We start from the raw sequence: 25,775 nt of genomic DNA, 5'->3' as shown, positions 1-25,775 counted from the left end.
ACTGGCCTTGTATCGGCTGGTGACCACGTTTTTTAGGATACGGAGCCGAAATTTACAGCTTCGATTCTTCCGTGCTCCATTGCTGCGGCGACGCGCGGTGACACGATGGCGGCAAGCTCCGCCTCGAAATCGTGCTGCCAGCCGCAGTCGCGTGCAATCGCTTCGTTCATCGTTCCCGGATGCATCATGATTTCCGTCGTGCCCTCGCGCAGATTCTCGAGAACCGCAGCAAGCTCCGCTTCGCCGACGGCTTCCCCGGCAACGATGCCTGCAAAATGCCCGGGCACAAAGAGTCCCGCCTGGCGTGCCAGTCGCGCGGCATTGCGGGCGAGGAGCGAGAGCCCGACGCGCCCCACGAACTGCCTGACGCCGCCAAAGGAGCCTGCAAAAAGCGGCGCAAAAGGCGCGCGCAGCGCAGGAATACCGGCCTCACGGCAAAGCCCTATGACGACCTCCACGATGCCCGGCAGAACATGCATGTGCTGGTGGCTGTCCGCATGGTCGACGGCAAGTCCTGCCGCCTTGAGCTTCCCGAGCTGTGCCGCAAGCTCCGCACGGACTTCCTCCAGACGCACGCCGCCCCTCGCATAATGCTTGGAAAACGTATGGTAGTCCGGAAAAAACACGCCGTTTTGATCGATCAGAGACGGAATCTCTTCCGGCGGCAGGATGGGAAAACCGTCGACCAGCGTGAAGTGGACGCCAAGACCGAGCTGCAGCAGACGGCGCACCCTTGAAACTGCATCCTCAAAGGCTCTGCCGCCCGCCATCAGCGTCGCGGAGCGCAAAATCCCCTCTGCGGCGCCTTTTTCCACCGCTTCGTTAATATGCACATGGCGTCCGAAATCATCGGCGTTTACAATAAGCCGCTTCAAAAACATTCACATCCATTCCAAACGCAGTAAACCTGTCCCCATTATAGCGCAGGGGCGAAGCGATGGCAAACAGAAGCCGGAAGACATCCGCTTGCAGGGGAATGGACAATCGGGGCGAATACCTATATCTATATGATTGATATTTATCCGATTCGATGATTTACCCGATAATAGCAAAGGGAGGATTTTTTGTGACAAACGAGGATTTTCGAAATCTCGTACAGCTCGTGCTGGAAAGCAGAAGAAAGCCGCCGGAGGCGCTTTTTGCCCAAGGCTTTGATGACTGGCACGCGCGCGCCCGGCTCGCCCATTTTCTCGCGATGCCGGAAATCGGCAGGCCGGAAGAAGCGAGCGAACTCTTTCATTCCGTCATTGACGCGGAAACCGACGAGGAAAACCGCGAGGACGTGGAGGAAAAGATCTTTGCCCTGCAGCGCCTCAGCGAGATCGAGCGGGCGGAAAAAAGATACGAAGAAGCGCTGGAGCATATCAATGCCGCAATCGAGCTTGCCGAGAACACCGATTATCTCTACAAGTTCATCCTTCGCGGCGAACTCTGGGCCGCACGCTGGAACATCCTGCATGCCATGGGGCAGGGACAGGCGGCCGAGGCCGAATGCGATGAACGCATCGAAGCCTATCAGGACGTCCCCATCGAGCATAACAGCTACCTCTACTACGGCTATCGCTTCAAAGCCCAGCTCGCGGCCGAACGCGATTCCGTCCTCGTCGCCAAGGATTACATGCATATGGCGCTTCATGCAATGGCCGTTCCCAAGGAATACGAGGCCGCATTGGAAAAGGCGTTCTCTGCCCAGCACGAGAACGCCTCCTGGATCCTGAATGAAATCGACCATGCCACCCCGGCGCCTGCTCTCCTCTCTTGGGATATCTAGGAAAGAACGCCGGCGTGCCGAAACGTTTCAGTCCTTCCTGCGCCGCCGCTCGCGAAAAAAACGCTGCATAATGGCACGGCAATCGTCCTCAAGAATTCCGGCGGTAACCTCCAGTCGATGATTGAGTGCGGGATGCTGCACGATATTGAAAAGCGATTCACAGGCTCCCGCCTTCGCGTCAGGCGCACCGTAGACAACACGGTCGACGCGGCACATGACAAGAGCGCCGGCGCACATCGGACACGGCTCCACCGTAACGTAGAGCGTAAGCCCGCCAAGGCGCCAGCGCCCCAGCTCCCGAGAAGCCTTCTGCAAAGCAATGATCTCAGCATGCGCCGTACCATCGCGCCAGACTTCCCGCATATTATGGCCGCGGGAAACGATCCTGCCCGCCGCATCGACAAGCACGGCGCCGATCGGAACCTCCCCTGCCGCAAAGGCCGCTTCCGCCTCGCGCAGCGCTTCCCTCATACAGGCAATATCATCAAGCATGGATTCTCTCCACCAGACCGCCCAGATCCAACGGCTGCCTGTCCGCGTAAAAAAGCGACTGCGTGGCGCGGTTCAGGCTCAAATCAAGCGCGTAGGCTTTCTGCGCAGCGTCTTCCTCCTCAGCCTCACGGCTTCCCTTCTTCTTGTCCATAGCGGATTCGAGCATGCGCTTGAACGTTTCCTTCTTGCCCTTGCCTTCTCCGTCCTTTGCGTCACGGCGACGCACATCATATACAGCGCCCTTTATACGAGTGACTTTTTCAACCTTGTCAATCATGTCCGCCACCTCCTAATATCTTTCTAACAAATAATTATTTTCCATTTCTCCTTTGTTTTTCTTATATCGTATAAATTCGCGCTTTCCTTAATAGAAAATCCTATTCCGATTAGGTTTTTCGTCCTTATTTTTTATTAATTTTTCCCAAGAAAGGATCCTCTCTATGGCAAACCTCCATTACACAAAAGCTGTGGCTGCCGAGAACAAGACAACGCAGCTCTTCCTGGCCGTCGTCTGCCTCATCGTCTTCCTGCTCTGGCTCGCCGGCCTCATCTTCCTCGAGCCGAATCCCTATTCCCTCTACATCTTCGTGGGCATCGCCGTCGCCATCACCGCGCTCGGCGCGGGAAACAGCGCCCGAGGCCCCAAAGCGGCGGTGAAGGGAAGCACGGAAGATGTCGATTTCCTCAGCGCTCTGCCCGAATCCTTCCAGATTTTCATGAATGTAAACATCAGTGTGCGCAGCACTCTTGACGCCGTCATCGTCGGCCCCAACGGCCTCTTTGTCGTCGATGTAAAGACGCGCACGGGCAAAATCGAGCCGATGGGCGGCAGCGACTGGATTCGCCATAAAGTCGGCAGCAAGGGCACGCCCTACCGCGTACCGATGAAAAATCCCGTGCAGCAAATGAACCGCAGCATTCGCGAACTGCAGTCCTATCTGGCTTCCTACGGCATACGCCCCTGGATCGAAGGCTGCGTCTACTTCACACGCGCTGAATTCGAAGAGCAGGTTGAAGGCTGCTATACATCAGGCGACGACGTGCTGCATCATATCCAAAACTTCACGAAAGACGAACCGCTGCCCCCCGAAACGCAGGAAAAAGCCATCGAGGCCTTGACCGCAAAGCTTTGATTCGTAAAAGCAGCGCGCGGCCGCATCAGAGCTTCTTCACGCTCTCCGGCAGATGGAAGCGCATCGCATCGCCGCCTCCTGCCGGCTGGATTACGAAAACAGCAGGCTTGTCATCCTCCGCCAAGGAGAAGACGACGCTTGCCGTAGCCGCCGTACCCGGCTTGATGTCAAACGACGTGAATACAGGCTCATTCTTCCGAGCAAGCGCCTCCATGCCCTCCTTCGATACGCTGTGGCGCGATTCGTCCGTATCGACAAGGGACATGCCCTGCGGGATGATGCTCACGCTTTTTTGGCCGACATTCGCGAGCGTAGCCTTGACAATGAGGAACGGGCCCTGCGCTCCTTTCGCTGCGCCTTCGATTTCCTCGGCACGCTTCGCTTCCATAATCATGACCTGCAGCGGATAAACGCTCTTGCCGTCCTTTTTCTTCGCCTCATCCTCGGGCTTCGCCTCCTGCGCCTCTTTCGCATCGGCAGCAGCGGCCTCACTGCCCTCCGCAGCCTTGTCTTCCTTCGCCTTGCTCTCCTTGGCTTCCTGCTCTGCGCTCTGGCTCGCCGCCTGCTGCGCCCCCTGCCCGGAGCCTCCCGTTCCCCATCCGGAACTGCCGCCGGCAAAGAAGAACCAATAGCCACCCACGCAGAAGAATACTGCAGCGAGCGCAATCAACAAACATTTTCCCGCCTGTGTTTTCATAAAGCCACTTCCTTTATCCCAGCAATTTTCTCATATTCTTTATCTTTATCGTCAAAAACGTCTTTTTCCAAAAGAAAAACCTGCGAAAGCACGGGAAATGAACGAACTAAGCAAAGAGAGATCATCAACGGGTTCCTGGCATAAGAGCATTTCTCCCATGCGTTCCGGCATTGCTTGGCAAATGCCGGAACACATGGGATGGGAAAAACCACACCTTTCTTTTATTCTGCACCATTTAAAGAAGATACATCGGTGAACGAAGTGACAAGAATGCGCTGAACGGACAGAGAAAACCCCCGACCGGATATGACCGAGCGGGGGTTTTACTATCGGACAAAGAGCCGACCGCATGGTCTGACGCCCTTGCCTCATCTCTTACTTCAGCGCATCGCCGAGCTTCGAGTTCGTGTTGCGTGCAGCAGCGACGCTCTCCTCGAACTTCGCCTTCTCCTCGTCGGAGAACTGAACCTCGATGATCTTCTCGCAGCCGCCCTTGCCGAGAATGACGGGAACGCCGATCGCGAGATCCTTCTCGCCGTACTCGCCGTCCAAGCCGACGCAGCACGGGATGAGCTTCTTCGCATCGAGAGCGATCGCCTCGACCATCATGGCCGCCGCAGCGCCCGGAGCCATCCAGGCGGACGTGCCGAGGAGCTTCGTGAGCGTCGCGCCGCCGACCTTCGTCTTCTCAACGACGTCCGTCAGAGCTTCCTTCGAGAGGAGCTGCGTCACGGGAACGCCGCGCAGCGTAGCGTGGCTGACGAGCGGAACCATCGTCTTGTCGCTGTGGCCACCCAAGACCATGCCGTCGATGTCCGTCGGCGTCGCAGGATAGCCTGCTTCCGTCAGGGCAACGGACAGATAGTAGCGGAAACGGCTGCTGTCAAGCATGCCGCCCTGCCCGAGGATGCGGTTGCGCGGCAGGCCGGAATCCTTCAGGGCCAAATACGTCATAGCGTCCATCGGGTTGGAAATGATGATGAAGTACGCATCGGGAGAGAACTTCAAAGCCTGATCGACGACGCTCTTAACGATTTTCGCATTGACGCCGATCAGATCCTCGCGGCTCATGCCCGGCTTGCGCGGCATGCCGGACGTGATGACGACGACCTCGGAGCCTGCCGTCGGGGCATAACCGTTCGGATCGTCCGGCAGAGCCGTGACGCCCTTCACCGTCGTGTCAAAGTTCAGCATGTGAGCCGTCTGCATGATGTCGATGGCCTTGCCTTCAGGTACGCCTTCCTTGATGTCAACGAGGACGACCTCGCTGCAGAACGCCTTCGTCGCAAGGACGTTCGCAACGGTAGCTCCGACATTACCTGCACCAACAACTGTTACTTTCATGTAAAATCTGCCTCCTTTGAAATTCGACGAGACATCCCCCTGGACTAGCTGGGACGCATCTTCTATTGCTTGAATGACAAATGGGAATCCAAGCTGATTACAGTCTGATTATACCAAAAATTACAGGAAGAATCAATTTGTTTCAGGTAAATTTTGATGAAATCATTAACCCCATTTATCAAAAATGCCCAACGGTTATCCCTGTTCCTCAAACATATCCTTGCCGACGCCGCAGAGAGGACACACGAAATCCTCCGGCAAATCCGCAAACGGGACACCCGGTGCGAGATCGTAGTCGGGATCGCCCTTCGCCTCATCGTAAATCCAACCGCAAACCGTGCAAGTCCAAATCTTCATAAAAAATTCCTCCTTATTGTAAAAATAAACGCACAATATTCACTTTGCAGACATTGTGCGCCGTCCTTAATGAAACCAACCAATCGGTCTGCGCCTTCGGCTTGACTTTTTGGGATTTCACAGCAAAACACTCGGGGCGCCGCCCCTGCCGAAAGCAGGAGCCGTCCGCATCCTGCGGCATTCTCCTCTCTCGGCGTACGCTCTTATGATACTATGACTTTTGGGACAAAGCAAGCGTTTGGAAAATCATATTTTGAAATTCTTGAGGTCATCCGAGAACGATACGGCAATCTTCTGGAAGTCTTGAATTTTTTCCATCATATCCTGCAGCTTTCCGTGATGGTCGGCCACCGTTTCGTTGACGGCTTTTGCCGAGGCGGAATTCTCTTCCGAAAGGCCCGCGACGTTCCGCACCTGTCCGATAGCGTCGTTCATGCGTCCCATCTCATCGTTGAGCCGCGCGATGATGCTGCCGATGCTCGTCGACACCTCGCGGATATTTGCAACGAAAGCGTTGTTGCTCTCGACGACCTCCACGAGTTCACCGCTCTCCTTGCCGAGCGCTTTGTATTCCGCATCGATGCTCGCGACGACATCGTTGATGATGCGCGTGATGTTGCGCACGTCAGAAGTGATCGTTTCCGCCTGCTCGCGCGATTCGGCGGCGAGCTTGCCGATTTCCTGCGCGACGACGGCAAAGCCTCTGCCCTGCTCGCCCGCACGCGCCGCCTCGACCGAGGCGTTCAAGGCGAGGAGGTTCGTCTGCGAAGCGATTTCCGTCACCATGTTGGCAATGGAGATGATCTTCTCCGTCTCCTGCTTCAAGGAATCGGCGGCATCGCGCACGGCGGCGAAATTTTCCATGCTCTTGCCGAGAGCATCGCTTGAGGAGCGCACACCGTCGAAGCCGCGCGCCACATTGTCCACGGCTTCCGCGAGGCTTCGGTTGTTCTTCTCCTGCGAAGAAACGACCTGCTGCAAAGCCTCGACGTTCCGGCGCAGCACCTCGGCCACCTGCCCCGTCGAAGAGGCACTCTCCGTCGTCGCTTCCGCCACGCTGTCGACGACCTCAGCGATATGAGCGGACGCATGACTCATATTGCTCGCGAGCTCGTTGAACTTGCCGCCGTAGGAGATGAGCTCATCCCCCATGCCGCGGAAGCCCGTGAAGTCGGCTCGCATCGATTTCTTGTAGGCGTCGATCAAAGCGCCCATCTCCTCGAATTCATCGCGCGAAGTGAGCACGAGATCCGCGGAGAAACGATGCTCGGCTATATCGGTAAGTTCGCGGCGCAGCAGGCGAAGCGGAGCGAGCAGCAAAAAGGCGGCACCGCCGCTCACAATGCCCATGAGGACGGGGAAGGCAAACACCACAGCGGAAACGCCGAAAGCCCAAAAGAGTGCGCTGAGGACAAGCGACGCAGCGAAAGACGCAAGAGCGAATTTGACGGGCAGCGAGCGCGAGAGCACGCCCATCATACAGTTGAGCGCAAAGCTCCGCTTTTCCAAGATGCGCTCCTTGAAATGCAGCCGCAGCCTCGCCACGCCGTTTCCTTCCTCGACGACCTTCACCTCGACCGGCTCCTTGAAGTAGTCGATCGCCCCCTTCAACAGTCCGCGGAAATACGGAATGAGGCTGCGCTTCGACTTGTAAAGAAGCTCCGCCTCGTGTTCGGAAAGCGGCGTCATCTTCAGGAGCGGCGGATTCGCGCCCGGAATCTTCTTGACGATTTCCACATGCACATTGTAGATGGAGGCAAGGAACGTGTAGATGTTCTTGCCTTCAAAAAAAGACGGATAGACAGAGGCGAAGGTCAGGATGTTGTCGCGCCCTATCTCGTACCAAAGGGTTTCCGACGTCTGTCCCATATACTTCGCCAGCGCATCGACAAAGGCTTGAACCTCACCATCCGCCACATCTTCCAACGGGGTGAACATGCGGCCTTCCGTCCATCCTGCCGCCCTGCATGCCTCGCCGACAGCCGATCCGCCCCAAAGCTTCTGCGCCGTGTCCATCCACGTCGCCACAACAGTTCCCTTCATGATTTGCTCCTCTTCCATCATCTCCTGCAGCACATTTCTTTCCTCTTCGCCCCCTCTTATGCTATACTGACAACAAACACCGGAAGGGGGAGGCTCTCCATGCCCGCACTTTCTAAAACTCTGCGCCGTCACTTCTTCACGCGCGAATTTTTGCTGTTTCTCGCCATCGGCTGCTTCAACACATTCAACGGCAGTCTGCTCGCCAGTATTTTCGAGCTTTTTTTCGACACGAATCTGGCGTTCAACATCGGCTACATCCTCGCGAACGTCATCGCCTACGCACTCAACAGCCGCTTGATCTTCCACGAGCCGCTCTCGCTTGAAAAATGCGCGAAGTTCGCGATTTCCTACATTCCGAACTACCTGATCCAGAATGTCATCGTCTTCCTCTTCTACAATCAGCTCGGCTTCCCAAGCCTCGCCGCCTTCATCATCGCCGCCGTCCTCGGCGTGCCCATCACCTTCCTCGCCGTGAAGCTCTTCGCTTTCGGCAGAAAATAGAGCCGCCCGGGACGAACAGCGGAAAAGGCGGCCGACCGGGCGGCGTCTTTCCTTCAGACGTCATACCATAGGAACAGCGCCTGCGTGCCGCAGTCCTCAAAGCCGCGCGCTGAAAGCTCCTCGTAAAGTTTTTTGGCTAGCTTCAGCCCCGGCAGGTCGAGTCCCATTTCCTCGGCAGAAGACAAAGCTATGCGCATGTCCTTGAGAAAATGCTTGATAAAAAAGCCCGGAGCGCGATCGTCCGACAGCATCTTCGGTGCGAGATTCGACAGCGACCACGATCCCGCCGCCCCCGTCGCGATCGTCTCCTGTACGGCTTTTGCATCAAGACCGCTCTTTTTCGCATAGGCCATGGCTTCGGCAACGCCCATCATATTGGAGGCAATAGCGATCTGGTTGCACATCTTCGCATACTGGCCGCTTCCCGCCGGACCGAAATACCGGATGGTCTTGCCCATGGCCTCAAAAACAGGCAGCGCCTCAGCAAAGGCTTCACTCTCGCCGCCTGCCATGATGGCGAGACGCGCTTCCTTCGCACCGATATCGCCGCCCGACACGGGCGCGTCGAGAGAGGCAATGCCCCGCTCCTTGGCTGCAGCAAAGATCTTTTTCGCGAGTGCAGGGCTCGACGTAGTCATGTCGATGACCATACCGCCTTGCTTGGCGCTGAGGACGCCGTCCGGGCCGAGATAAATCTCCTCGACATCCTTCGGATAGCCTACCATGGAGATGACGACCGCCGCATCCTTCGCAAGCGCCGCAGGCGAAGCCGCCCAGGCCGCCCCCTCGGCGCAGAGCGCTTTCGCCTTCTCCTTCGTGCGCGTGTAAACAGTGACGGGATAGCCGGCTTTCATGAGGTTTCGCACCATGCTGCTCCCCATGACCCCTGTACCGATGAAACCAATTCTTTCCTTTGCCAATTCCTTTGCCTCCTTTGCATTGTCCGCCTGCAAAAACCGCCTGCCGCCGCGGCAAGAGCACGTCTCCCACCCTAAGCTTCATGGCCGGAAATAAGGATTCCTCCTCCGCTGAGACTTGGGGCGGCCGATGATTTCGGCCAGCACGACAGCATGGGGCAAATCTTTCAGGGCAAGCCCAAAAGCCTCAAGAACAGACGGCTCTGCCGCCTCCTGTTCCTGCGCCGCACTGCCGGATCTTGCGCGAACGCTTTCCCGCCGCCCCCGTCCGGCCTCCTGGCGCATTTCCTCTAAGCCAAACGCTTCCGGCATCCCACGCCGAAACGCCGCATCTTCCTGCAGCTGCGCCTGCAGCTCGCGATAGATGCGGTCCTCTGCTCCGGGCGACGTATCATCCGGCAGAGGAATAGCAAGCCGCCAGGCCGTCTCACCCTGCCAGTCGGCGCCGTACGCGCCCTGCCCCTCCTGCCGGACCGGCAGGGGAATTTCGCAGTCCGCGCCGCCCGCCGGCGGCATCTGCCTCCTGTGCGGCGGAAGCTTCTGGCGCCCCGCCTTTTTCTTTTTCTTATCCAAAACATTCGCGATGAGAAGAAAGACAATAAACGCGATAATGCCCGTGACGCTCATATGCGTTCCCCCGTTCTGCCCGCCGCCTCACTTCACCGGCGCCGGCGGCGTCGTCTTCTTGCTGCCGGCCTCGCTGATGGCCGTACGCATATCAGTATCCGCCTGCACATTGCGCAGGTTGTAGTAATCCATGACGCCGAGATTGCCGCTCTTCAGAGCCTCCGCCATGGCATGGGGAACCTCCGCCTGCGCTTCGACGACCTTCGCTTCCATCTCCTGCGTGTAGGCCTTCATCTCCTGCTCCTTTGCGACCGCCATGGCGCGGCGTTCCTCCGCCTTTGCCTGAGCAATTCGCTTGTCGGCTTCCGCCTGGTCGGTCTGAAGCTCCGCGCCGATATTGCGCCCGACATCGACATCGGCGATATCTATGGAAAGGATCTCGAAGGCGGTTCCCGCATCAAGCCCCTTGCCCAGCACCGTCTTGGAGATGACGTCCGGGTTCGCGAGAACTTCGCCGTGGCTCGCCGAAGAGCCTACCGTCGTGACAATGCCCTCACCGACGCGCGCGATGATCGTCGGTTCGCCCGCACCGCCGACAAGCCTGTCGATATTGGCTCGGACGGTCACACGCGCCTTGATCTTCAATTCAATGCCGTTCATCGCCACAGCCGAGACAATCGGCGTCTCTATGACCTTCGGATTGACGCTCATCTGCACCGCGTCGAGCACGTCGCGTCCCGCGAGATCGATGGCAGCGGAGCGCTCGAAGGGCAAGGGAATCTGCGCCCGATGCGCCGCAATCAAGGCATCGACGACCTTGTCCACATTGCCGCCGGCAAGGTAATGCGCTTCGAGCTGATTGACCTGCACATCAAGCCCTGCCTTATTCGCCTTGATGAGCGGCATGACGATCTTGCCGGGCGGCACGCGGCGCATCCTCATGCCGATCAGCGTGACAATGCTCACGGGCACATTGGCCGCGATGGCCGAGATCCAAAGACCCACGGGCACGAAATGAAAAAAGAGCATGGCGGCCACGACGATGATGACAAAAAGAAACGCCGCACTGATGATTCCACTCATAAATATACCTCCCATTCACGGACAAACATACAAGAAAGCGCCGCAGCTATTCTTCCGGCGCATCGGCCTTGCGCACGACGACGCGGCTGCCATGCACCGCTACCACGCGCACGCGCTCGCCCTTCTCGATATAGGCGCCCTCCGACACGACATCGACGGGCACGCCGTCAACGAGGATTGAGCCGGCAGGACGCACATCCGTGAGCACACGAGCCTCACGCCCCAAAAGCCCCAGTCTTTCCTCGGCGCTCACATAGCCGCGCGCACTCGTCGACTCATCCTGCAGCACGACCTTTTTCCAGAGGCGGCTCGAAGGCAGCCGCTTGACGATCAGCGCAAAGACGGCGAGAGCCAGCACAGCGGCGGCCAAAAGGGCATAGACGGCGTTGAAATCGCCGCCCAGCGCCAGGATGACGCTGTAGAGCAGCGCCGCAACGCCGAGGCCGCCCAGAAGGCCCATCGTGGGCAGCAGCGCCTCCGCTGCAATGCAGAGTATGCCCACGAGAAAGATGGCGACGTGATAGAGGCTCACAAGTCCCTTGACATACTGGCTGCCGAAAAAGACGCCTGCAGCAGCGAGGCCGAGAAGCACGCCGAGCCCCATGCCGCCCGTCTTGATTTCCATGAGTAGGGCAAGAAAGATTACGGCTACGAGGAGCACCTGCAAGACGGGCAAGCCACCGATAACATCCATGCAATCACATCCTTTCCGCTTCCTCTTCTTACATCTATTCCATGGAAATCCCCCAAACCCTGCCGTTCCCTCTAAAATATAGCATTAGCATTTGCTTTGTTTGCAGGAAACATTTGCCTTGCTGCCCCTGCGGCAGTATAATTGCAGAAAGGCTCCCCGCAAGCGAGGAACTTCAAATCGACGGGAGGACTCTTTCATGGAAATTTCATCCCTGCAGCTTGCCGTCCTGCTCCTGACGATCGGCGTCGTCCTCGCCAGCGGGCTTTATGCGGCGCGCTCCATCCATTCGGCGGAAGGCTTCAGCCTCAACGGGCGTCATGCCGGAGTGCCCCTCGTCGCCGGCACGATCGCAGGCACATGCGTCGGCGGCGGCGCCACGGTCGGCACGGCGCAGCTCGCCTATTCTCTCGGGCTCTCGGCCTGGTGGTTCACCATCGGCATCGGCCTCTCACTCGTCCTCATGGGCTTTTTCTATGCGCGGCCGCTCAGACGCACCTCGCTTGAAACGGTGCCGCAGTACCTCGGGCTCAACTACGGCAGGCCCGCCGGTATTTTTTCCAGCATCGTATCTTCCCTCGGCATATTTTTCAGCGCCGTTGCGAGCTGCCTGCCCGGCTTCCACCTCATCGCCGCACTCTTCGGCATCGGCTACGGCGAGGCCGCCCTTGTACTCGTCGCCCTCGTTGCCTGCTACGTATTCTTCGGCGGCATGAAAAGCGCCGGCATCGGCGGCATACTGAAAATGCTCATCCTCTGGTTCAGCCTCTTCCTCGCCGGCTTCGAGGCCTGGCAGGGACTTCCCGACATAGCAGCCTCTCTGCCGCCGGCTATGCTGGATCTTTGGAGCGCAGGGACAGAGAATATCATGGTCGGCCTTGTTTCTCTCATCGTCGGCATCCTTTCCACCCAATCCTACCTCCAGGCCGTCTTCGCCGCCTCCAACCCGCGCACGGCCGCCATCGGCGCCTTCGTCGCCGCGCTCATCGTCCTTCCCGTCGGCCTGCCATGCGCCCTCATCGGCATCTACATGCACGCAGCCGTCCCCGGCATCTCTCCCATTCTCGCCCTGCCGCTCTTCCTCTTCACCCATGCCGGAAGCGTTCTCGGCAGCATCGCCATGGGAGGCATCGTCCTCTCCCTCATCGGCAGCATCGGCGGCCTTTCCCTCGGCATCGGCACCATGCTCTCGCACGATGTGTTCGCACCGCTTCTCCCGCGCCGGAACGAATGGCGTCTCCTCTGGCTAAATCGCCTTTCGGTGCTTCTCGTCATGCTTCTTGCCGCAGGATTCGCCCTCCTCAACGAAAGCTCCGAGGTGCTCTTCTGGAACTACCTCTCCATGGCGCTGCGGGGCGGCGGCATCTTCCTGCCGCTGACCGCCGCCGTATTCCTGCCCCATCGCCTGCGGCCGCGCTGGGCGGTCGCTTCCATGCTTCTTTCCACCGCAGCCGCCATCCTGGCCTCCGCCCTCGGATCCGGCATCCATCCCCTGTTCCTCGGACTGACGGTCAGCGCTCTGCTTCTCCTGCCGGGCTTGCGCCGGAAAGACTGAAAACAGCAAAAAAAATCGCAAAGCCGATGCTTTGCGATTTTTTTGCTGTTTTCAGGAATTGAGAAAAGCGCTGTCAGCCCAGCTTCTCGCACACAAGCCGGTTTACGAGCTTGCCGTCGGCACGTCCTTTGACCTTCGGCATCAAAACACCCATGACCTTGCCCATGTCCTTCTGCGTCACAGCCCCGGTTGCCCGTACGGCTTCCTCCACGAGAGCGCGAATTTCGTCCTCGGAAAGCTGCTGCGGCAGATAGGGCAAGAGCACGGAAATCTCCTCTTCCGTCTCCTGCACGAGATCGGCACGGTTTCCCTTGCGGAATTCTTCCAGGGAATCCTTGCGGGATTTGACCTCCTTGCTGATGATGGAAACGATTCCCTCGTCGTCGAGTTCCTTCTTTCCATCAATCTCAGCCTGGCGGATTGCCGAGCGCACCATGCGAATGACGGCCAGGCGCAGCCTGCCCTCTTCCTTCGCCTTCATCGCTTGCTTCATGTCTTCCATCAATTTTTCTTTCAGCGACATGTCTATGGCCTCCACCTGACGAGCGTCAATCAAGCCCTGAACTTGCGCTTGCGCGCTGCCTCGGACTTCTTCTTGCGCTTCACGCTCGGTTTCTCGTAATGTTCACGTTTCCTTACTTCTGCCAAAGTACCGGCCTTCTGGCAGGTACGCTTGAATCTGCGGAGAGCACTGTCGATCGTTTCGTTTTTTCCTACTTTGACCTCATTTGCCATTGTTCTTCCCCCCCTCCACTAGATTTGGGAATACACGGAAAGTCAGCGTCCGAATGGGGATGATGACGCCATGCCGTGCACCATAACATTATACATGATTTCCCGTTATAGTGTCAACTATCAGCCCGGCGGCCATGCCATGGAACGTCCGCCCAGGAGGTGGAAATGCAGATGCCCAACCGTTTGTCCGCCCTCTTCGCCCGTATTGGCAACAAGGCGGAAACCCTTCTCCGCAATCCCGAGTTCGCGCGCGAGCCTTCCCACGACATCCACGTGGATGTGTGCAATGACCGCCTTGTCCTCCTCCGTCAAGCCGAGCAGGCTCCTGATATGCTTCTTCGGGATGATGAGGACATGGACGGGCGCCTGCGGCTCGAGATCCTTGAAAGCGATCACCGTATCGTCCTCGTAGACCGGCGTCGAGGGAATTTCCTTTGCTGCGATTTTGCAAAAAATGCAGTCTGCCATCTTCTGCACCTCCCTTCCGGATAGAATACCGTACTATATTTTTATTCGCCTTCGGGCACAAAAAACCTGCCGCACGAAAAATATTGCCTGCGGCCGCTTTCAGTCTCCGACCCCTTCGCCCCAGATTCCGTCGCGGTGGAGGCGCAGAAGGCGCATTTCTGCAATATCGCCTGTTTTGACCGGCGTCTTTGTGTAGACGCGGATATAGTTTTCCGTCAGCCCGTCCGTGATTCCCGCCCGCTCCGTTTCAAAGAGCACGGACATCTCGCGGCCGAGAAAGGCCGCATGGAACGCCTCGCTCTTCCTCGCAGCAAGAGACTGCATCCGGTGTACGCGCTCCTTCTTTTCGTTTTCCGGCACCTGTCCCGAAAAGTTCGCCGCAGGCGTACCGCGGCGCGGCGAGTAGGGAAAAACATGCATGCGGGCGAAATTCATGCGCTCCACAAAAGCCAGGCTCTCGGAAAAGAACTCCTCCGTTTCTCCCGGAAATCCCACGATGATGTCGGTCGAAACGGCAACGCCCGGCACGGCGCGTTCAACACGTTCGATGAGCTGCGCGAACTTCGCCGTGTCGTAGTGCCGGTTCATCGCCTGCAAAACGGCATCGGAGCCGGCCTGAAGCGGCAAATGGAGGTGGCGGGCAAAGCGCTCGTCCTCCGAGAAAAGCGCAAGAAGCTCGTCCGAGAGCTCGACGGATTCAAGGGAGCCCAGGCGCAGACGCTTGAGCCCCGGCAGGGAGAGAACGGCCCGCACGGCATCGGCCAGCGTTGCCTCGCCGATATCGCGCCCGTAGCAGCCGAGATGGATGCCTGTCAAAACGATCTCCTTGAAGCCCATATCGATGAGCTTTGCGGCCTCGCGCCGCACGCTTTCAAGGCTGCGGCTGCGCACCGGTCCGCGCGCATAGGGAATGATGCAGAACGAGCAGAAATTTTCACAGCCTTCCTCGATCTTGAGGAAGGCGCGCGTACGCGCCGGTGCACCGAAAAGAGGAATGTCCTCGAATTCCGCCGCCTGCATGATGTCCGTCGTCCCATCGAGCACACCGGCTTCCCGCGCCGCCCGTTCCACATAGTCGACGATGTCAGCACGCTCCTTCGTGCCCAGTACAACGCGCACGCCGTCCATTGCCCGGATTTCCTCGGGAGCGACTTGCGAGTAGCAGCCGGTCACGGCGATCACGGCCGCCTCGTTCATGCGGCGCGCCCGGCGGATGAGCTGACGCGACTTCCGCTCGCCGAGACTCGTGACCGAGCATGTATTGATGACATAAACATCCGCCGCCTCGTCAAAAGGAACGATGGTATAGCCTCTCTGGCGAAAAAGCCCTTCCATCGTTTCCGTCTCAAACTGGTTGACCTTGCACCCCAAGGTCGTCAATGCTGCTGTTGGCAAAACCCAAATCTCCTTTTTCATACTGCACAAGGGCCAGGGAAACGACAGCTGCCGTCTCCGCACGCAGGATGCGCGGCCCCAGCGTCACGGGCAGGAAACCCGCCGCGCGGGAAAGCTCCGCCTCCTCGGCGGCAAAACCGCCCTCCGCACCCACGAGCAGCAGGATGCGCTGCGCCGCCGTCTGCCGCAGGACGTCCTGCAAGCCGCCTCGCTTCTCGCCCTCATAAAAAAAAAGGCGCAGCTCCGGCTCGCTGTCCAATGCGTCTCCGGTTCTCCCGTCTGCCAATTCCTGCAGCACCGCCGCCAGGGGACGGATTTCCCGAATCTCCGGGATCTTCTCTCGTCCGCACTGCTTCGCGGCCTCCGCCGCAACCTTCTGCCAGCGAGCCGCCCGCGCCCGCGCCTTCTTTTCATCGTAGCGCACGACAGCGTTCCGGCTCATCACGGGATGCAGACGCGCCGCGCCAAGCTCCGTCGCCTTCTGCACGATGAAGTCCATCTTGTCGCCCTTGGGCAGGCATTGGAAAAGCTCCACGCAGCAAGGCGGCTCATGTGTTTCCTCCATGCAGCGCACCAGGCGCAGCAGAACCTTTCCTGCAGCAAAGCCTGCGATCTGCACTTCCGCCGAATGCCCCTCGCTGTCTGTCACGAGAAGTCTTTCGCCGCTGCGGGCACGCATGGCATGCGCAAGGTGATGCGCGTCCGCCCCTGTGACTTCCATCTGCGGCGAAAGCGGCTGCGCCAAAAAGATGCGCCTCACTGCGCGTCCCCCCGACGGACAACGATCGCTGCCCAGTCCTTTTCCCTCTCGATTTTCTCGATGCAGAAGCCATGGGCGCATGCCGCTTCCACAACATCATCCACGCGATCCTCGATGATGCCCGAGAGCAGCATTTTCGCACCGGGCTCAAGATGCTCCTCCACCTCGCTGAAGAGACGCACGATGATGTCCGCAATGATATTCGCGATGAGCAAATCCGCCTTGCCCTCGACATTTTGCAGCAAGTCGCTCTGCCTTGTCGTCACCACGGTTTCTGCGCCGTTCTGCCGCACGTTTTCCCCGGCCACACGGACAGCGACAGGGTCGAAGTCCACGGCGCATACCCTTCCTGCCCCGAGCTTTGCCGCCACGATGGAAAGGACGCCCGAACCCGTGCCGACATCGAACACCGTCATGCCGGGCTTCACGAGCCGCTCAAGCTCCCGAATGCAGAGCGCCGTCGTCGCATGTTGTCCCGTGCCGAAGGCTGCACCGGGATCGAGCTCCACAACAATCTCGCCGGGCTTCGCCTCATACGTCTCCCAAGTCGGCTTGATGACCGTGTACGCACCGACCTTCTCCGTGTGAAAGAACTCCTTCCACGTCTCCGACCAGTCCTCGTCCTGCACCTCAAGCCAGGAAATCTCTCCCGGTCCCGCATCCGTGCAGCGCCTTGCCAGATCCTCCATGCGAACAGCAAGGGAAGCAAGCTTTCCCTCCAGCCCCGCATCGAGGGGCAAGTACGCCTTGACCGTCACAACCTCCGTTTCCTCCGCTTCCTTGAGATCGGTATAATCCCAAAGACCCGAACGGATATAGTCGTTCAAAAGCGCCGGATCCTCAATCACAACGCCGGCTGCTCCTAAATCCTGAAAGATTCCGGCCACCAGCTCTGTCGCCTCATGCGACGTGGCCACACTGACCTCGGCCCATTTCAAAAAGCATCGCCCCTCTTTTGCTGAAAACACCGCCAAGCCGCGTTTCCTTATCGTCGTTTACATCATACAATAGGGACGCGCCTTATGCAAGGCGGGCGAAGGCAAAAACAGGCAGACAAAAAGCATCCCCCGAAAAAGCATGCAGCGGCTGCCGGCCTTTCCGGGGGATGCACGAAAACCATGGTTCAAAGCCCCAGCGCCTTGTCTCTCTCCTCGCTCCCCTTGTACGCCAGGTAGAGGAATCCCTCGATCGCCGGAAGCCTTCGCGTATTCGTACTGCGCGACGAAAGCGAACGCAGCGTGCCGTCGCTCGCATAAACCGCTTCTTCCAACGTCAGACGATAGGAATTGTACTCCTTTCGCAGGAATTTTACCTCAAAACGCTCCATAAGCAGGTAGCGGCAGCCTGCCGCCCTCGCCTCCGCCAGAAGCGCCGCACGGTCTTTTGGGGCATCATCCGCTGCAAAGACGAGCGGACGGCAGCGGATTGCCAGCGAATCGTGCACCGCGCGATCGATATAGGGCGCATCGGCTGCAAGTTCTTTCGGCAGAGTGAACACCGAAGGCGCAACATAGATGCCGCCCTCCACCTCCTGCGGTTCGCCTCGAAGGAAATCATGGACATCCTCCGTCGCTTTTTCCGCATTGTAATAGCGGCGCAAAGCCTCATCGAAATAAAGCGCCAGCTCATGCCCGAAGCGATCTTCCTTCGACGCTCTCTGCCAGACGATCTTATCGCCGAACTGCACGAAATGGCGCCTAACGGACTGAAGGATTCCGGCCACGGGATCGTCCGTCATCACGATGCGCGTGAGATGAAGCCTGTTTTCGTAAAGACGCGCAAACCTCTCGTCACCGACGGCAGGAGCGCCGAACGTAATGACATGGAGCTGCTCCGCCGGAACGCCCAGATCCGCAAGCCGCGCCGCCGTCAAAAGCGCCGCTGCACCGCCGAGGCTATGCCCCGTCAAATAAAGCGTTTCCTCGGGATTCTCCTTGAGCTCATCCGCCAACATTTCCCCTGTCGTCCGTCCGCCGTGCGCTTCCAGTCGTTCCGAAAAAAGCGCGGCCATTGTAAAATCATTGAACCCCTTATGGACGCGCGGTACATCCTCCGCCTGATCGGCTGCAGCCGCAAAAGCGGCAAATTCCTCAGGATTCGTCCCGCCAAAGGGTACAAGGGAAAGACGCAGATCCACAGCCAGGTCCTTCCTGTTCTCCGTCCCCGGAAAAGCAAGGAAAAGCGCTTTCCTGCCGTCCTGCAGCGTCTTCGTCGCCAGATGCACGCGTCCTTCCGTTTTTCCCAGCTCCGCACTGCTGCTGCGAAGCGTCCAGTTTGTTTCCTTGAGCCAGCGTCGCACCAAAAGCCCCGTCTCATCCGAATATGAGGCCAGGGAAACGAGAGCGGACACGATATAAGCATCGGACTCCGCCGCCCGCGCCGCACCCGGAAAGAGCGCAAAGAGCAAGAACAGGACAACCGCCGCAGCAAACCGCCGAGCGCCTCCTGCATTCCTCATCCGCATCGCTGCCATGCCCCATACCCCCTTTGCAGGCAGTTTAAGACAAAAGGAGCAGAAAATCAATAGAATCCTCATTAAATCTGACTTTGGTTCTTTCCATGGCGCGCCAGCCACCGCGCGGCATAGGAACAGGAAACATCCGCCTGCACCTCGGCGCCGCGCCGCTCGATCTCCTCCAGCGCCTTTTGCACAAGCTGTCCGGCAATCCCCTGCCCCTGCAGAGAAGCGTCCACTTCCGTATGAACGATGTCATATACTCCCGGCGCGGTCTGCAAGAAATCAAGCCGCCCCAGAACCTGTCCGTCTTTCCCGCTGTACAGGATGCTGTTTTCCGCCGTCTGCCAAGCCATCTTCCGCCTCCTATGCAATGCCGAGCCTCAAGGCAGCGCCTCGGCTTCTGAAACAGGCCAAAATACGACCATGGCCTTGCCCTTCACGAGATCGTACGGAACAAAGCCGACGTCAGCGAAGCGGCTGTCCTCGGAATTATTGCGGTTGTCGCCCATGACGAAAATATGCCCGGCCGGCACCGTCGAAAGCGGATAATTCGTCAGCGTTTTTTCGAGGATGTAATCCTCATTCAGAAGCTGCTGGTTCACGAAAACCTTGCCGTCCTTGATCTCGATCGTATCCCCGGGCACGGCGATCACACGCTTGATAAAGTCGCGGCTCGGGTCGCGCGGATACCGGAACACAAGGATTTCACCCCGCTCCGGCTCCCTCATGCGATAGATGAACTTGTTGACGACAAGGCGCTCGCGCGACTGCAGCGTCGGGCGCATGGACGGCCCATCCACAACGTAAAGCTCAACGATAAACTGGCGTATGATAAAGGCAAGCACGACGGCGACGACAATCGCCACCAGCCAATCCTTGACCTCTTCCCCTAGCGACCTCATAAGATCCCTCCTAAAAAAATAGGGACTGCAAGCAGTCCCTATGATGCGCCTCAGCGCCTCTCGCGAATACGGGCAGCCTTGCCGGTGAGGTTGCGCAGATAATAGAGCTTCGCGCGACGCACAATGCCGCGGCGCATGAGCTGAATCTTGTCCAACCGCGGCGAATGAACCGGAAAGGTGCGCTCGACGCCGACGCCATAAGAAATACGGCGCACGGTGAACGTCTCGCGTACGCCCGTGCCGGAGCGGGCAATGACAACGCCCTCGAACGCCTGGATACGCTCGCGCGTTCCCTCGACGACCTTGACATGCACGCGCACCGTATCACCGGGCGCGAACTCCGGAATGTCCGAGCGCAGCTGCTCCTGCTCCAAAGCCTGGATAATGTTCATTTCTTTTCCTCCTTAATCTCGGACGTTCATATAAAGAGCCTGTCTCTCCCAGCGGACCGTCCACATACCATGCTATTCTATCATAAAAAAAACTCCATTTCAAGCCGTCTGCAGACAGAAAACTTCCCTTGCAGAATTTATGGAAACGCTGATAAAATGAAGTCGCCCAGATTTGCGCAGATGCGCTGGTTCTATCTAGGAGACAAACCGGAGGCGTAGCGGTGCTACGTCGAGGATTTGTCGACGACGAGAGGACAGCGCAGATGCGTGAAGATGGGTGGCTGAATTTATCAGCGGTTCCTTATGTCTTGCGAACTTATGCAATAAAACAAAGAGCACATCCCGTTTCTTCAACGAAATGCGCTCCCGGCCGAGTTCCGCACATAAGGCTCCCTTCAGAGCAGGCTGTGCTTCTTGCCGATTTCCTGGATCTTATCCAAAGTGCATTCGCATCCATCAGGCTGCTGTTGTGCCTGGCTCGCCGCGCTGATGCGCCGCGTTCGGCTCGCTGAAGCTCCTTTTGCTACAAGCACCGCTTCCTATATCCCGTCGTTTCTTTCCGACGGCGGATTTACGGGACATATTCTTTCTTTCGTTTCAAATCCGTGAGCAAAAACGGATTATCTTCCCGCATCCGATCTGCGAGGATTTTCCCTCTTTCAACCGTAGGTTCCTTGAGCAGCCAATCCAGTTCTCTTTGCGTAATGCCCACCATTTGCAGGAATTCCACCCTGCCATGTACGGTGTCCATCCCGCGCAGCTGCGGGTCAGGAACCATGATGATCCCCACCAGTTTCGTATCCGTATCCATCCTGATCGGTGAATTGGCGGGCATGAAATGATACGCCTCGAAGTAATTTCCCGTATCATAGACATATCTGGCAATATTCTGCATCAAATTTATCGCCCAGTGCGGTTCATTATGCGCTATGCTTCCATCTTTGTTTTCCGCATCTTTATCGCCCGAAAAAGGCACGACGCGCATGGTAAATTCACAGCCCCAGCCGCTGAATTCCTTGTCCGCACTATCCGGGTCATAATACAATTCCGACATGCCGTAACTTACAATATGGCGATGAAATTCCTGTTCGTTGTTGTCATATATACTAATTCCATCAAGCGGATCTTTGCCGCCCAACATAAATTTAAGGATCGTACCGTAATGCCGTTCAGCTGTGTTCGGATAGATCTTTTTCAAAGCAGCGTCGATTGCCTCCCAGCCCGGCGCCGCATCGTCTGCATCGCCATACGTCTCTATATATCTCTTCTTATTTGCCGAAAGCTCTTCCTTCTTCTCGCTTTCTTCTTCCAGCGGCTCTTCCATGATGCTGTCGTTATTTTCCTGTTCTTTCCTGCTTTCTTCACTGCTGAAGAATTTGCCGAAAAATCCCATGATTTCGCTTCTTTGTCTCATACCCTGAAAGCCGCTTTTTATGCGCTCGTTTTGTTCCCGCCTTCAATTTTCCTTCGGCAGAATCGTGTAACTTTCAGGCGACATGATGTCCTTGGGGACGACGGTCAGCTCCAACGCAAGCTCCGCGGCAAGATGGCGCAAGGGCTCAGCGGCTTCCAAAGCGCGCGCGATGCGGCCGGCGACTTCGATTTCGTAGGCGCCGGTGTGCGTCTTGCTTTCCAGGCGGCGGATGTCGCGGCAGATCTTGATGGCAATGGTCTCCGGCGACTCGACGCGCCCCCGCCCATGGCAGCAGGGACACGGGCTGTAAATGAGGCTCTCAAGGTTCTGTCTCGACTTCTTGCGCGTGATCTCGATAAGACCGAGCGCCGTGATGTCGACGATGTTCGTCTTCGTGCGGTCAAGGCGTACGCGTTCGCGCAAAAAGGCGAGCAGCTCTTCCTTCTGCTCTTCCGTATCCATATCAATGAAGTCGACGAGGATGATGCCGCCGATATCCCGCAGGCGTATCTGCTTGAGGATTTCAGCGGCTGCCTCAAGATTCGTGCGGTATACGGTGTCGCCGAGGTTGGCACTACCGACATAGCGTCCCGTGTTCACGTCGATGGCGGTCAGGGCTTCCGTCTTGTCAATGACGATGGAGCCTCCCGAAGCGAGCAGAACCTCTCGCTCGCCCAGCCGCTCGATTTCTTCCTCGATGCGGTAGCGGCGAAAAAGCGGTTCCCGCTCCTCATAAAGATGGACGCGCTCCCTGAGCTCCGGTGAAATGGAATCGAGAAGTTCCGTCATGCGGCGAAAAGCATCGGCATCGTCGACGTAGAGTGCGTCGATGTCCTCGGTGAAGGAGTCACGCACCAGGCGTACGATGAGATCGGCGTCCCGATAAAGAAGCGCAGGCGCCTTGGCCATCTTATTTTTCGCCTGCAGCGTCTGCCAGAGGCGCACAAGGCGTTCGACATCCTGTCGGAAGCTCTCTTCCGTTTGCCCGTGCGCTGCCGTGCGTATGATGAGGCCCATGCCCTCGGGGCAGATGCGGGCAGCAATCTCCTTGAGCCTTTCCCTCTCTGCGTCGTCCTCGATGCGGCGCGAGATGCCGATGTAGGAGGCTGTCGGCATGAGGACGACATTGCGCCCCGGGATGGAGAGGTGCATGGTTGCGCGCGGCCCCTTGGTGCCGATGGCATCCTTCGTGATCTGCACGGGCAGGCGCTGCCCGATATGGATGCGCGCAGGAGGATGATTCCCCTGTGCGCCTTCATGCGGCAGTCCGTCGCCAATGTAGAGGAACGCATTTTTTTCCCCGCCGATATCAACGAAAGCCGCCTGCATACCGGGCAGCACATTCTGCACCTGTCCCTTATAGATATTGCCGACGAGATGCGACTGCGTCTCACGCTCGACCTCGACGGCCAAAAGCTCGTCATCCGCCACGATGGCCATACGGGTCTCTTCCGGCGCACAATTTACAAGAATGGTTTTCATTGCATCAACTCCAAGAGGCGATTGGCTTTTTCTTCCTGCGTCCCGCTCCCATGAAGAGGCGGAACGCACCGGTTCATCCGTCGGCAGGCAGCAGCGCAAACAAATCGTGTCCGCCGCAGGTCAATGACGTGCGGTGGATGTTTGCCGCTTTTGCGTCCGTCTGCAGCCCGAAATTTTCCACGAGCAGCGCGATCGCTTCGGCCGGCTTCAGACTGCCCGTTTGCATGATGTTGACCGCGAGCTGCAGGACGAGGCTGGAGCCGTCCTTTTCTGCCTTGATTTCCCTTATATATGGCTTCGCGTCGATTTCGCGCGTTTTCTTCGGCAGAACGCGTCGATACACCGCCTCGGGTGCAGCAAAAAAGGCTGCTATGGCTCGTTCCGCCGCCTCCTGCGTACCCGCATAGGGCAGGACGATGCGATAGGAGGCGCCGTCGACGAGCGCCATGAGGGATTTCGTCTTGCCCTCGTAGGGCAAGAGACGCAGAAGCTTGACGCCCGGCGGCAAGGAGCGCGAAAGTCTGTCCCATGCCTCAGGCTGGGACATGGGATGTTCCAGCTCCACATCCATAACCTCGGCCTCGCTCGTCGTACCAACGGCAAGAGCCGAAGCGAAAGAGAACTTCATATGCGGATTGAATCCTTCCGAATAAGCGACAGGCAGTCCGGCGCGGCGCAGCGCCCGCTCGATCAAGGATGCGTAGTCGAGATGAGAGATGAAGCGAATCTCTTCGCCCTTTGTCAGTAAAGCGCGCAGCTTCATGCCTCTCCCCTCCAGTCGATCACTTCCACGCCAAGCTTCGGACAGACGCCGCAGCCCGTGCAGTCATTGCGGCGGCAATCCTCGGTGAGCGCGGCTGCCTGCGCCTTTCTCCATTCCTGCAGCAGAAACCGTTTTGCGACGCCGGGACTTGTATGCTCCCATGGCAAAACCTCGTCAAGGCTGCGCTCGCGCTCGTTGTAATAGAGCGCGTCCACACCGCAGCGCCGAAAGGCTTCGTGCCAGATCTCATCCTTGAACTGATCGGTCCAGCCATCGAACTTCGCGCCCCTGCGCCAAGCCTCCTCAATGACGGGGGCAAGCCTTCTGTCGCCGCGCGACAGGACGCCCTCCAGGACACTGGTCCGCGCGTCGTGGTAATGAAACGATATGGCTCTGTCGCGTATGCTCTCCTTCAAAAGCTGCTGGCGCCGTTCAAATTCCGCACGCGATACCTGACCGAACCACTGGAACGGGGTAAACGGCTTGGGCACAAAGCAAGAGACGGAAACCGTGACCTTGACGCCGCGCTTTCCCTTGACCTCCTTGTAGCAGTCGACGACCTTCTGCGCCAGCTTTGCAATGCCGACGATATCCTCATCGCATTCGGTGGGGAGCCCCATCATGAAATAGAGCTTGACCGCCTTCCATCCCTGTTCAAAAGCCGCGCGCACTGAATTCAGCAGATCCTCTTCCGTCACGTTCTTGTTGATGACGTCCCGCAGGCGCTGCGTACCCGCCTCGGGAGCAAAGGTCAGGCCGCTCTTCCGAACCTGCTGCAGGCGTTGGGCAATATCGACGGAGAAACTGTCGATGCGCAGGGACGGCAAAGAAAAACTCACACGCTCCCCTTTCGTATCCTCCAAAAGCCCATCCACAAGCGGCGCAAGACAAGAGTAGTCGGCCGACGAAAGCGAGGTCAGGGACATCTCGTTGTAGCCAGTGGAATCCAGCAGCTTTCGCGCCATCTTGCGGAGCGTCGCCGGGCGTCGTTCCCGAACCGGACGATAGGCCATGCCCGCCTGGCAGAAACGGCAGCCGCGCGTGCAGCCGCGAAACAGCTCGAGCATGATGCGGTCATGCACAATGCCGAGATACGGCACGATCGGGCGCTCCAGAAAAGGCGTCTCGTCAAGATTTTTGACGACGCGCCGATAGACTGCGGGACGCGCCGCTCGATCGAGAAGAGCCACACCCGAAAACGCGCCGTTTTCATCGTACTGCGGCTCATAAAAGGAGGGCACATAGATGCCCGGCAGGGCGGCAACGCGGCGCAGAAATCCCAGACGCCCCTCGGGACGTCCTTCCTTCTTCCAGGCGATCATCACATCGCAGATTTCCGAAATGGCTTCTTCGCCGTCGCCGAGCAGGAAGAAATCAAAAAACGCGGCCATGGGCTCCGCATTGTAAACGCAAGGCCCCCCGCCGACGACAAAAGGATGCGCCAAGCCGCGCTCCGCCCCCCGAAGCGGGATGCCCGCCAGGTCGAGCATATTGAGCGTATTCGTAATGAGAAGCTCATACTGCAGAGAGAAACCGAGAAAATCAAAGGAGGAAATCTCCGCGCCCGTCTCCAGTGAAAAAAGCGGGATACGGCGGCGGCGCATTTCCTCTTCCATATCGAGCCAAGGGGCATAAACACGTTCCGCCGCGACATCAGCGCGGCGGTTCAATGTCTCGTAAAGAATTTTCAGGCCAAGATTCGACATGCCTACCTCGTAGACATCAGCCATGGCGAGCGCAAACGTGCAGTCGACCGCCCCAAGATCCTTCGGCTGCGCATTCCACTCATGCCCGGTGTAGCGCGCGGGCTTCTCCACAGCCTGAAGCATCTCCTGTTCCAATTTGACCATAAATC

Annotated in this window: 29 protein-coding genes and 1 pseudogene; 4 read left to right on the top strand and 26 right to left on the bottom strand. The window is 58.1% G+C overall.

Annotated elements, in window-relative coordinates:
* Window positions 1–32: 32 nt before the first annotated feature.
* Window positions 33–881: a ChbG/HpnK family deacetylase gene (locus ACRTGH_RS08625; RefSeq protein WP_368846297.1), complete on the bottom strand. Its 849-nt coding sequence runs from the start codon at window positions 879–881 to the stop codon at window positions 33–35.
* Between the two features lie 185 nt (window positions 882–1,066).
* On the opposite strand from ACRTGH_RS08625, the gene ACRTGH_RS08620 reads away from it, so the two are divergent.
* Window positions 1,067–1,771 carry a tetratricopeptide repeat protein gene (locus ACRTGH_RS08620; RefSeq protein WP_368846298.1) on the top strand — a complete coding sequence of 235 codons (705 nt, stop codon included), beginning with the start codon at window positions 1,067–1,069 and terminating at the stop codon, window positions 1,769–1,771.
* A gap of 27 nt (window positions 1,772–1,798) precedes the next feature.
* Here ACRTGH_RS08620 and tadA read toward each other — a convergent pair whose 3' ends face one another.
* Entirely contained in the window at window positions 1,799–2,263 is a 465-nt protein-coding gene (gene tadA / locus ACRTGH_RS08615) for a tRNA adenosine(34) deaminase TadA (RefSeq protein ID WP_368846299.1), read from the bottom strand.
* On the bottom strand, window positions 2,256–2,540 hold the full coding sequence (locus tag ACRTGH_RS08610; RefSeq protein ID WP_368846300.1) for a rubrerythrin: 285 nt from the start codon (window positions 2,538–2,540) through the stop codon (window positions 2,256–2,258). Before ACRTGH_RS08610 ends, tadA begins: the two co-directional genes overlap by 8 nt.
* A 163-nt stretch (window positions 2,541–2,703) precedes the next feature.
* On the opposite strand from ACRTGH_RS08610, the gene ACRTGH_RS08605 reads away from it, so the two are divergent.
* Window positions 2,704–3,396, top strand: a complete 693-nt coding sequence (locus ACRTGH_RS08605) for a nuclease-related domain-containing protein (RefSeq protein ID WP_368846301.1) — start codon at window positions 2,704–2,706, stop codon at window positions 3,394–3,396.
* A gap of 25 nt (window positions 3,397–3,421) precedes the next feature.
* On the opposite strand, the gene ACRTGH_RS08600 is transcribed toward ACRTGH_RS08605, so the two are convergent.
* The 5 genes and pseudogenes from ACRTGH_RS08600 to ACRTGH_RS08580 form a co-directional block, all read right to left on the bottom strand.
* Window positions 3,422–4,093, bottom strand: a complete 672-nt coding sequence (locus ACRTGH_RS08600; protein ID WP_368846302.1) for a DUF4352 domain-containing protein — start codon at window positions 4,091–4,093, stop codon at window positions 3,422–3,424.
* Between the two features lie 375 nt (window positions 4,094–4,468).
* Window positions 4,469–5,437, bottom strand: a complete 969-nt coding sequence (locus ACRTGH_RS08595; RefSeq protein WP_368846303.1) for a malate dehydrogenase — start codon at window positions 5,435–5,437, stop codon at window positions 4,469–4,471.
* Between the two features lie 195 nt (window positions 5,438–5,632).
* Window positions 5,633–5,794 carry a rubredoxin gene (locus tag ACRTGH_RS08590; protein ID WP_368846304.1) on the bottom strand — a complete coding sequence of 54 codons (162 nt, stop codon included), beginning with the start codon at window positions 5,792–5,794 and terminating at the stop codon, window positions 5,633–5,635.
* Window positions 5,795–6,040: 246 nt separating this feature from the next.
* Complete coding sequence (locus ACRTGH_RS08585) at window positions 6,041–6,658, bottom strand: methyl-accepting chemotaxis protein (RefSeq protein ID WP_438474863.1); 618 nt, start codon at window positions 6,656–6,658, stop codon at window positions 6,041–6,043.
* A gap of 711 nt (window positions 6,659–7,369) precedes the next feature.
* Window positions 7,370–7,837: pseudogene (locus tag ACRTGH_RS08580) on the bottom strand (heme NO-binding domain-containing protein); the annotation flags it as partial.
* 99 nt (window positions 7,838–7,936) lie between these two features.
* Here ACRTGH_RS08580 and ACRTGH_RS08575 point away from each other — a divergent pair.
* Entirely contained in the window at window positions 7,937–8,338 is a 402-nt protein-coding gene (locus ACRTGH_RS08575; RefSeq protein WP_368846306.1) for a GtrA family protein, read from the top strand.
* A 53-nt stretch (window positions 8,339–8,391) separates the two neighbouring features.
* On the opposite strand, the gene ACRTGH_RS08570 is transcribed toward ACRTGH_RS08575, so the two are convergent.
* The 4 genes from ACRTGH_RS08570 to ACRTGH_RS08555 are packed head-to-tail and all read right to left on the bottom strand — an operon-like array spanning window position 8,392 to window position 11,599.
* Window positions 8,392–9,291 (bottom strand): NAD(P)-dependent oxidoreductase, encoded by a 900-nt coding sequence (locus ACRTGH_RS08570; protein WP_368846307.1) that lies wholly within the window; start codon window positions 9,289–9,291, stop codon window positions 8,392–8,394.
* 45 nt (window positions 9,292–9,336) lie between these two features.
* Window positions 9,337–9,882 carry a hypothetical protein gene (locus ACRTGH_RS08565; RefSeq protein ID WP_368846308.1) on the bottom strand — a complete coding sequence of 182 codons (546 nt, stop codon included), beginning with the start codon at window positions 9,880–9,882 and terminating at the stop codon, window positions 9,337–9,339.
* Window positions 9,883–9,909: 27 nt separating this feature from the next.
* Window positions 9,910–10,905, bottom strand: coding sequence for a flotillin-like protein FloA (gene floA, locus ACRTGH_RS08560; RefSeq protein WP_368846309.1), 996 nt, complete (start codon window positions 10,903–10,905; stop codon window positions 9,910–9,912).
* Window positions 10,906–10,951: 46 nt separating this feature from the next.
* Window positions 10,952–11,599, bottom strand: coding sequence for an NfeD family protein (locus ACRTGH_RS08555; protein WP_368846310.1), 648 nt, complete (start codon window positions 11,597–11,599; stop codon window positions 10,952–10,954).
* A 196-nt stretch (window positions 11,600–11,795) separates the two neighbouring features.
* On the opposite strand from ACRTGH_RS08555, the gene ACRTGH_RS08550 reads away from it, so the two are divergent.
* Window positions 11,796–13,151, top strand: coding sequence for a sodium:solute symporter family protein (locus ACRTGH_RS08550; RefSeq protein WP_368846311.1), 1,356 nt, complete (start codon window positions 11,796–11,798; stop codon window positions 13,149–13,151).
* A 73-nt stretch (window positions 13,152–13,224) separates the two neighbouring features.
* Here ACRTGH_RS08550 and ACRTGH_RS08545 read toward each other — a convergent pair whose 3' ends face one another.
* The 14 genes from ACRTGH_RS08545 to ACRTGH_RS08480 form a co-directional block, all read right to left on the bottom strand.
* Window positions 13,225–13,674 carry a GatB/YqeY domain-containing protein gene (locus ACRTGH_RS08545; protein WP_368846312.1) on the bottom strand — a complete coding sequence of 150 codons (450 nt, stop codon included), beginning with the start codon at window positions 13,672–13,674 and terminating at the stop codon, window positions 13,225–13,227.
* Window positions 13,675–13,703: 29 nt separating this feature from the next.
* Window positions 13,704–13,886, bottom strand: coding sequence for a 30S ribosomal protein S21 (gene rpsU, locus ACRTGH_RS08540; protein WP_006193396.1), 183 nt, complete (start codon window positions 13,884–13,886; stop codon window positions 13,704–13,706).
* 120 nt (window positions 13,887–14,006) lie between these two features.
* Complete coding sequence (locus ACRTGH_RS08535) at window positions 14,007–14,354, bottom strand: histidine triad nucleotide-binding protein (protein ID WP_368846313.1); 348 nt, start codon at window positions 14,352–14,354, stop codon at window positions 14,007–14,009.
* A gap of 99 nt (window positions 14,355–14,453) precedes the next feature.
* Window positions 14,454–15,749, bottom strand: coding sequence for a tRNA (N(6)-L-threonylcarbamoyladenosine(37)-C(2))-methylthiotransferase MtaB (gene mtaB / locus ACRTGH_RS08530; protein ID WP_368846314.1), 1,296 nt, complete (start codon window positions 15,747–15,749; stop codon window positions 14,454–14,456).
* A complete protein-coding gene (locus ACRTGH_RS08525; protein ID WP_368846315.1) occupies window positions 15,700–16,509 on the bottom strand; it encodes a 16S rRNA (uracil(1498)-N(3))-methyltransferase in 810 nt (269 codons plus the stop codon). Before ACRTGH_RS08525 ends, mtaB begins: the two co-directional genes overlap by 50 nt.
* Window positions 16,506–17,447, bottom strand: a complete 942-nt coding sequence (gene prmA / locus ACRTGH_RS08520; RefSeq protein WP_368846316.1) for a 50S ribosomal protein L11 methyltransferase — start codon at window positions 17,445–17,447, stop codon at window positions 16,506–16,508. Before prmA ends, ACRTGH_RS08525 begins: the two co-directional genes overlap by 4 nt.
* Before the next feature lie 185 nt (window positions 17,448–17,632).
* A complete protein-coding gene (locus ACRTGH_RS08515; protein ID WP_368846317.1) occupies window positions 17,633–18,982 on the bottom strand; it encodes a lipase family protein in 1,350 nt (449 codons plus the stop codon).
* A gap of 62 nt (window positions 18,983–19,044) precedes the next feature.
* Entirely contained in the window at window positions 19,045–19,320 is a 276-nt protein-coding gene (locus ACRTGH_RS08510) for a GNAT family N-acetyltransferase (RefSeq protein WP_368846318.1), read from the bottom strand.
* Between the two features lie 27 nt (window positions 19,321–19,347).
* Entirely contained in the window at window positions 19,348–19,869 is a 522-nt protein-coding gene (gene lepB / locus ACRTGH_RS08505; RefSeq protein WP_368846319.1) for a signal peptidase I, read from the bottom strand.
* A gap of 50 nt (window positions 19,870–19,919) precedes the next feature.
* Window positions 19,920–20,261 (bottom strand): 50S ribosomal protein L19, encoded by a 342-nt coding sequence (gene rplS / locus ACRTGH_RS08500; RefSeq protein ID WP_368846320.1) that lies wholly within the window; start codon window positions 20,259–20,261, stop codon window positions 19,920–19,922.
* 571 nt (window positions 20,262–20,832) lie between these two features.
* Window positions 20,833–21,675 (bottom strand): suppressor of fused domain protein, encoded by an 843-nt coding sequence (locus ACRTGH_RS08495; protein ID WP_368846321.1) that lies wholly within the window; start codon window positions 21,673–21,675, stop codon window positions 20,833–20,835.
* Window positions 21,676–21,717: 42 nt separating this feature from the next.
* Window positions 21,718–23,157, bottom strand: a complete 1,440-nt coding sequence (locus tag ACRTGH_RS08490; RefSeq protein ID WP_368846322.1) for an Rne/Rng family ribonuclease — start codon at window positions 23,155–23,157, stop codon at window positions 21,718–21,720.
* A 73-nt stretch (window positions 23,158–23,230) separates the two neighbouring features.
* Window positions 23,231–23,920: a TIGR03936 family radical SAM-associated protein gene (locus ACRTGH_RS08485; RefSeq protein WP_368846323.1), complete on the bottom strand. Its 690-nt coding sequence runs from the start codon at window positions 23,918–23,920 to the stop codon at window positions 23,231–23,233.
* Window positions 23,917–25,770, bottom strand: coding sequence for a TIGR03960 family B12-binding radical SAM protein (locus ACRTGH_RS08480; RefSeq protein WP_368846324.1), 1,854 nt, complete (start codon window positions 25,768–25,770; stop codon window positions 23,917–23,919). The genes ACRTGH_RS08485 and ACRTGH_RS08480 overlap by 4 nt, the downstream gene beginning before the upstream one ends.
* Between the last annotated feature and the right edge of the window lie 5 nt (window positions 25,771–25,775).

The sequence above is a fragment of the Selenomonas oralis genome (assembly GCF_051603425.1).
Taxonomy (GTDB): domain Bacteria; phylum Bacillota; class Negativicutes; order Selenomonadales; family Selenomonadaceae; genus Selenomonas; species Selenomonas sputigena_A.
The sequence above is the reverse complement of the archived record's forward strand: the minus strand, read 5'-3'. Positions and strand labels throughout refer to the sequence as shown.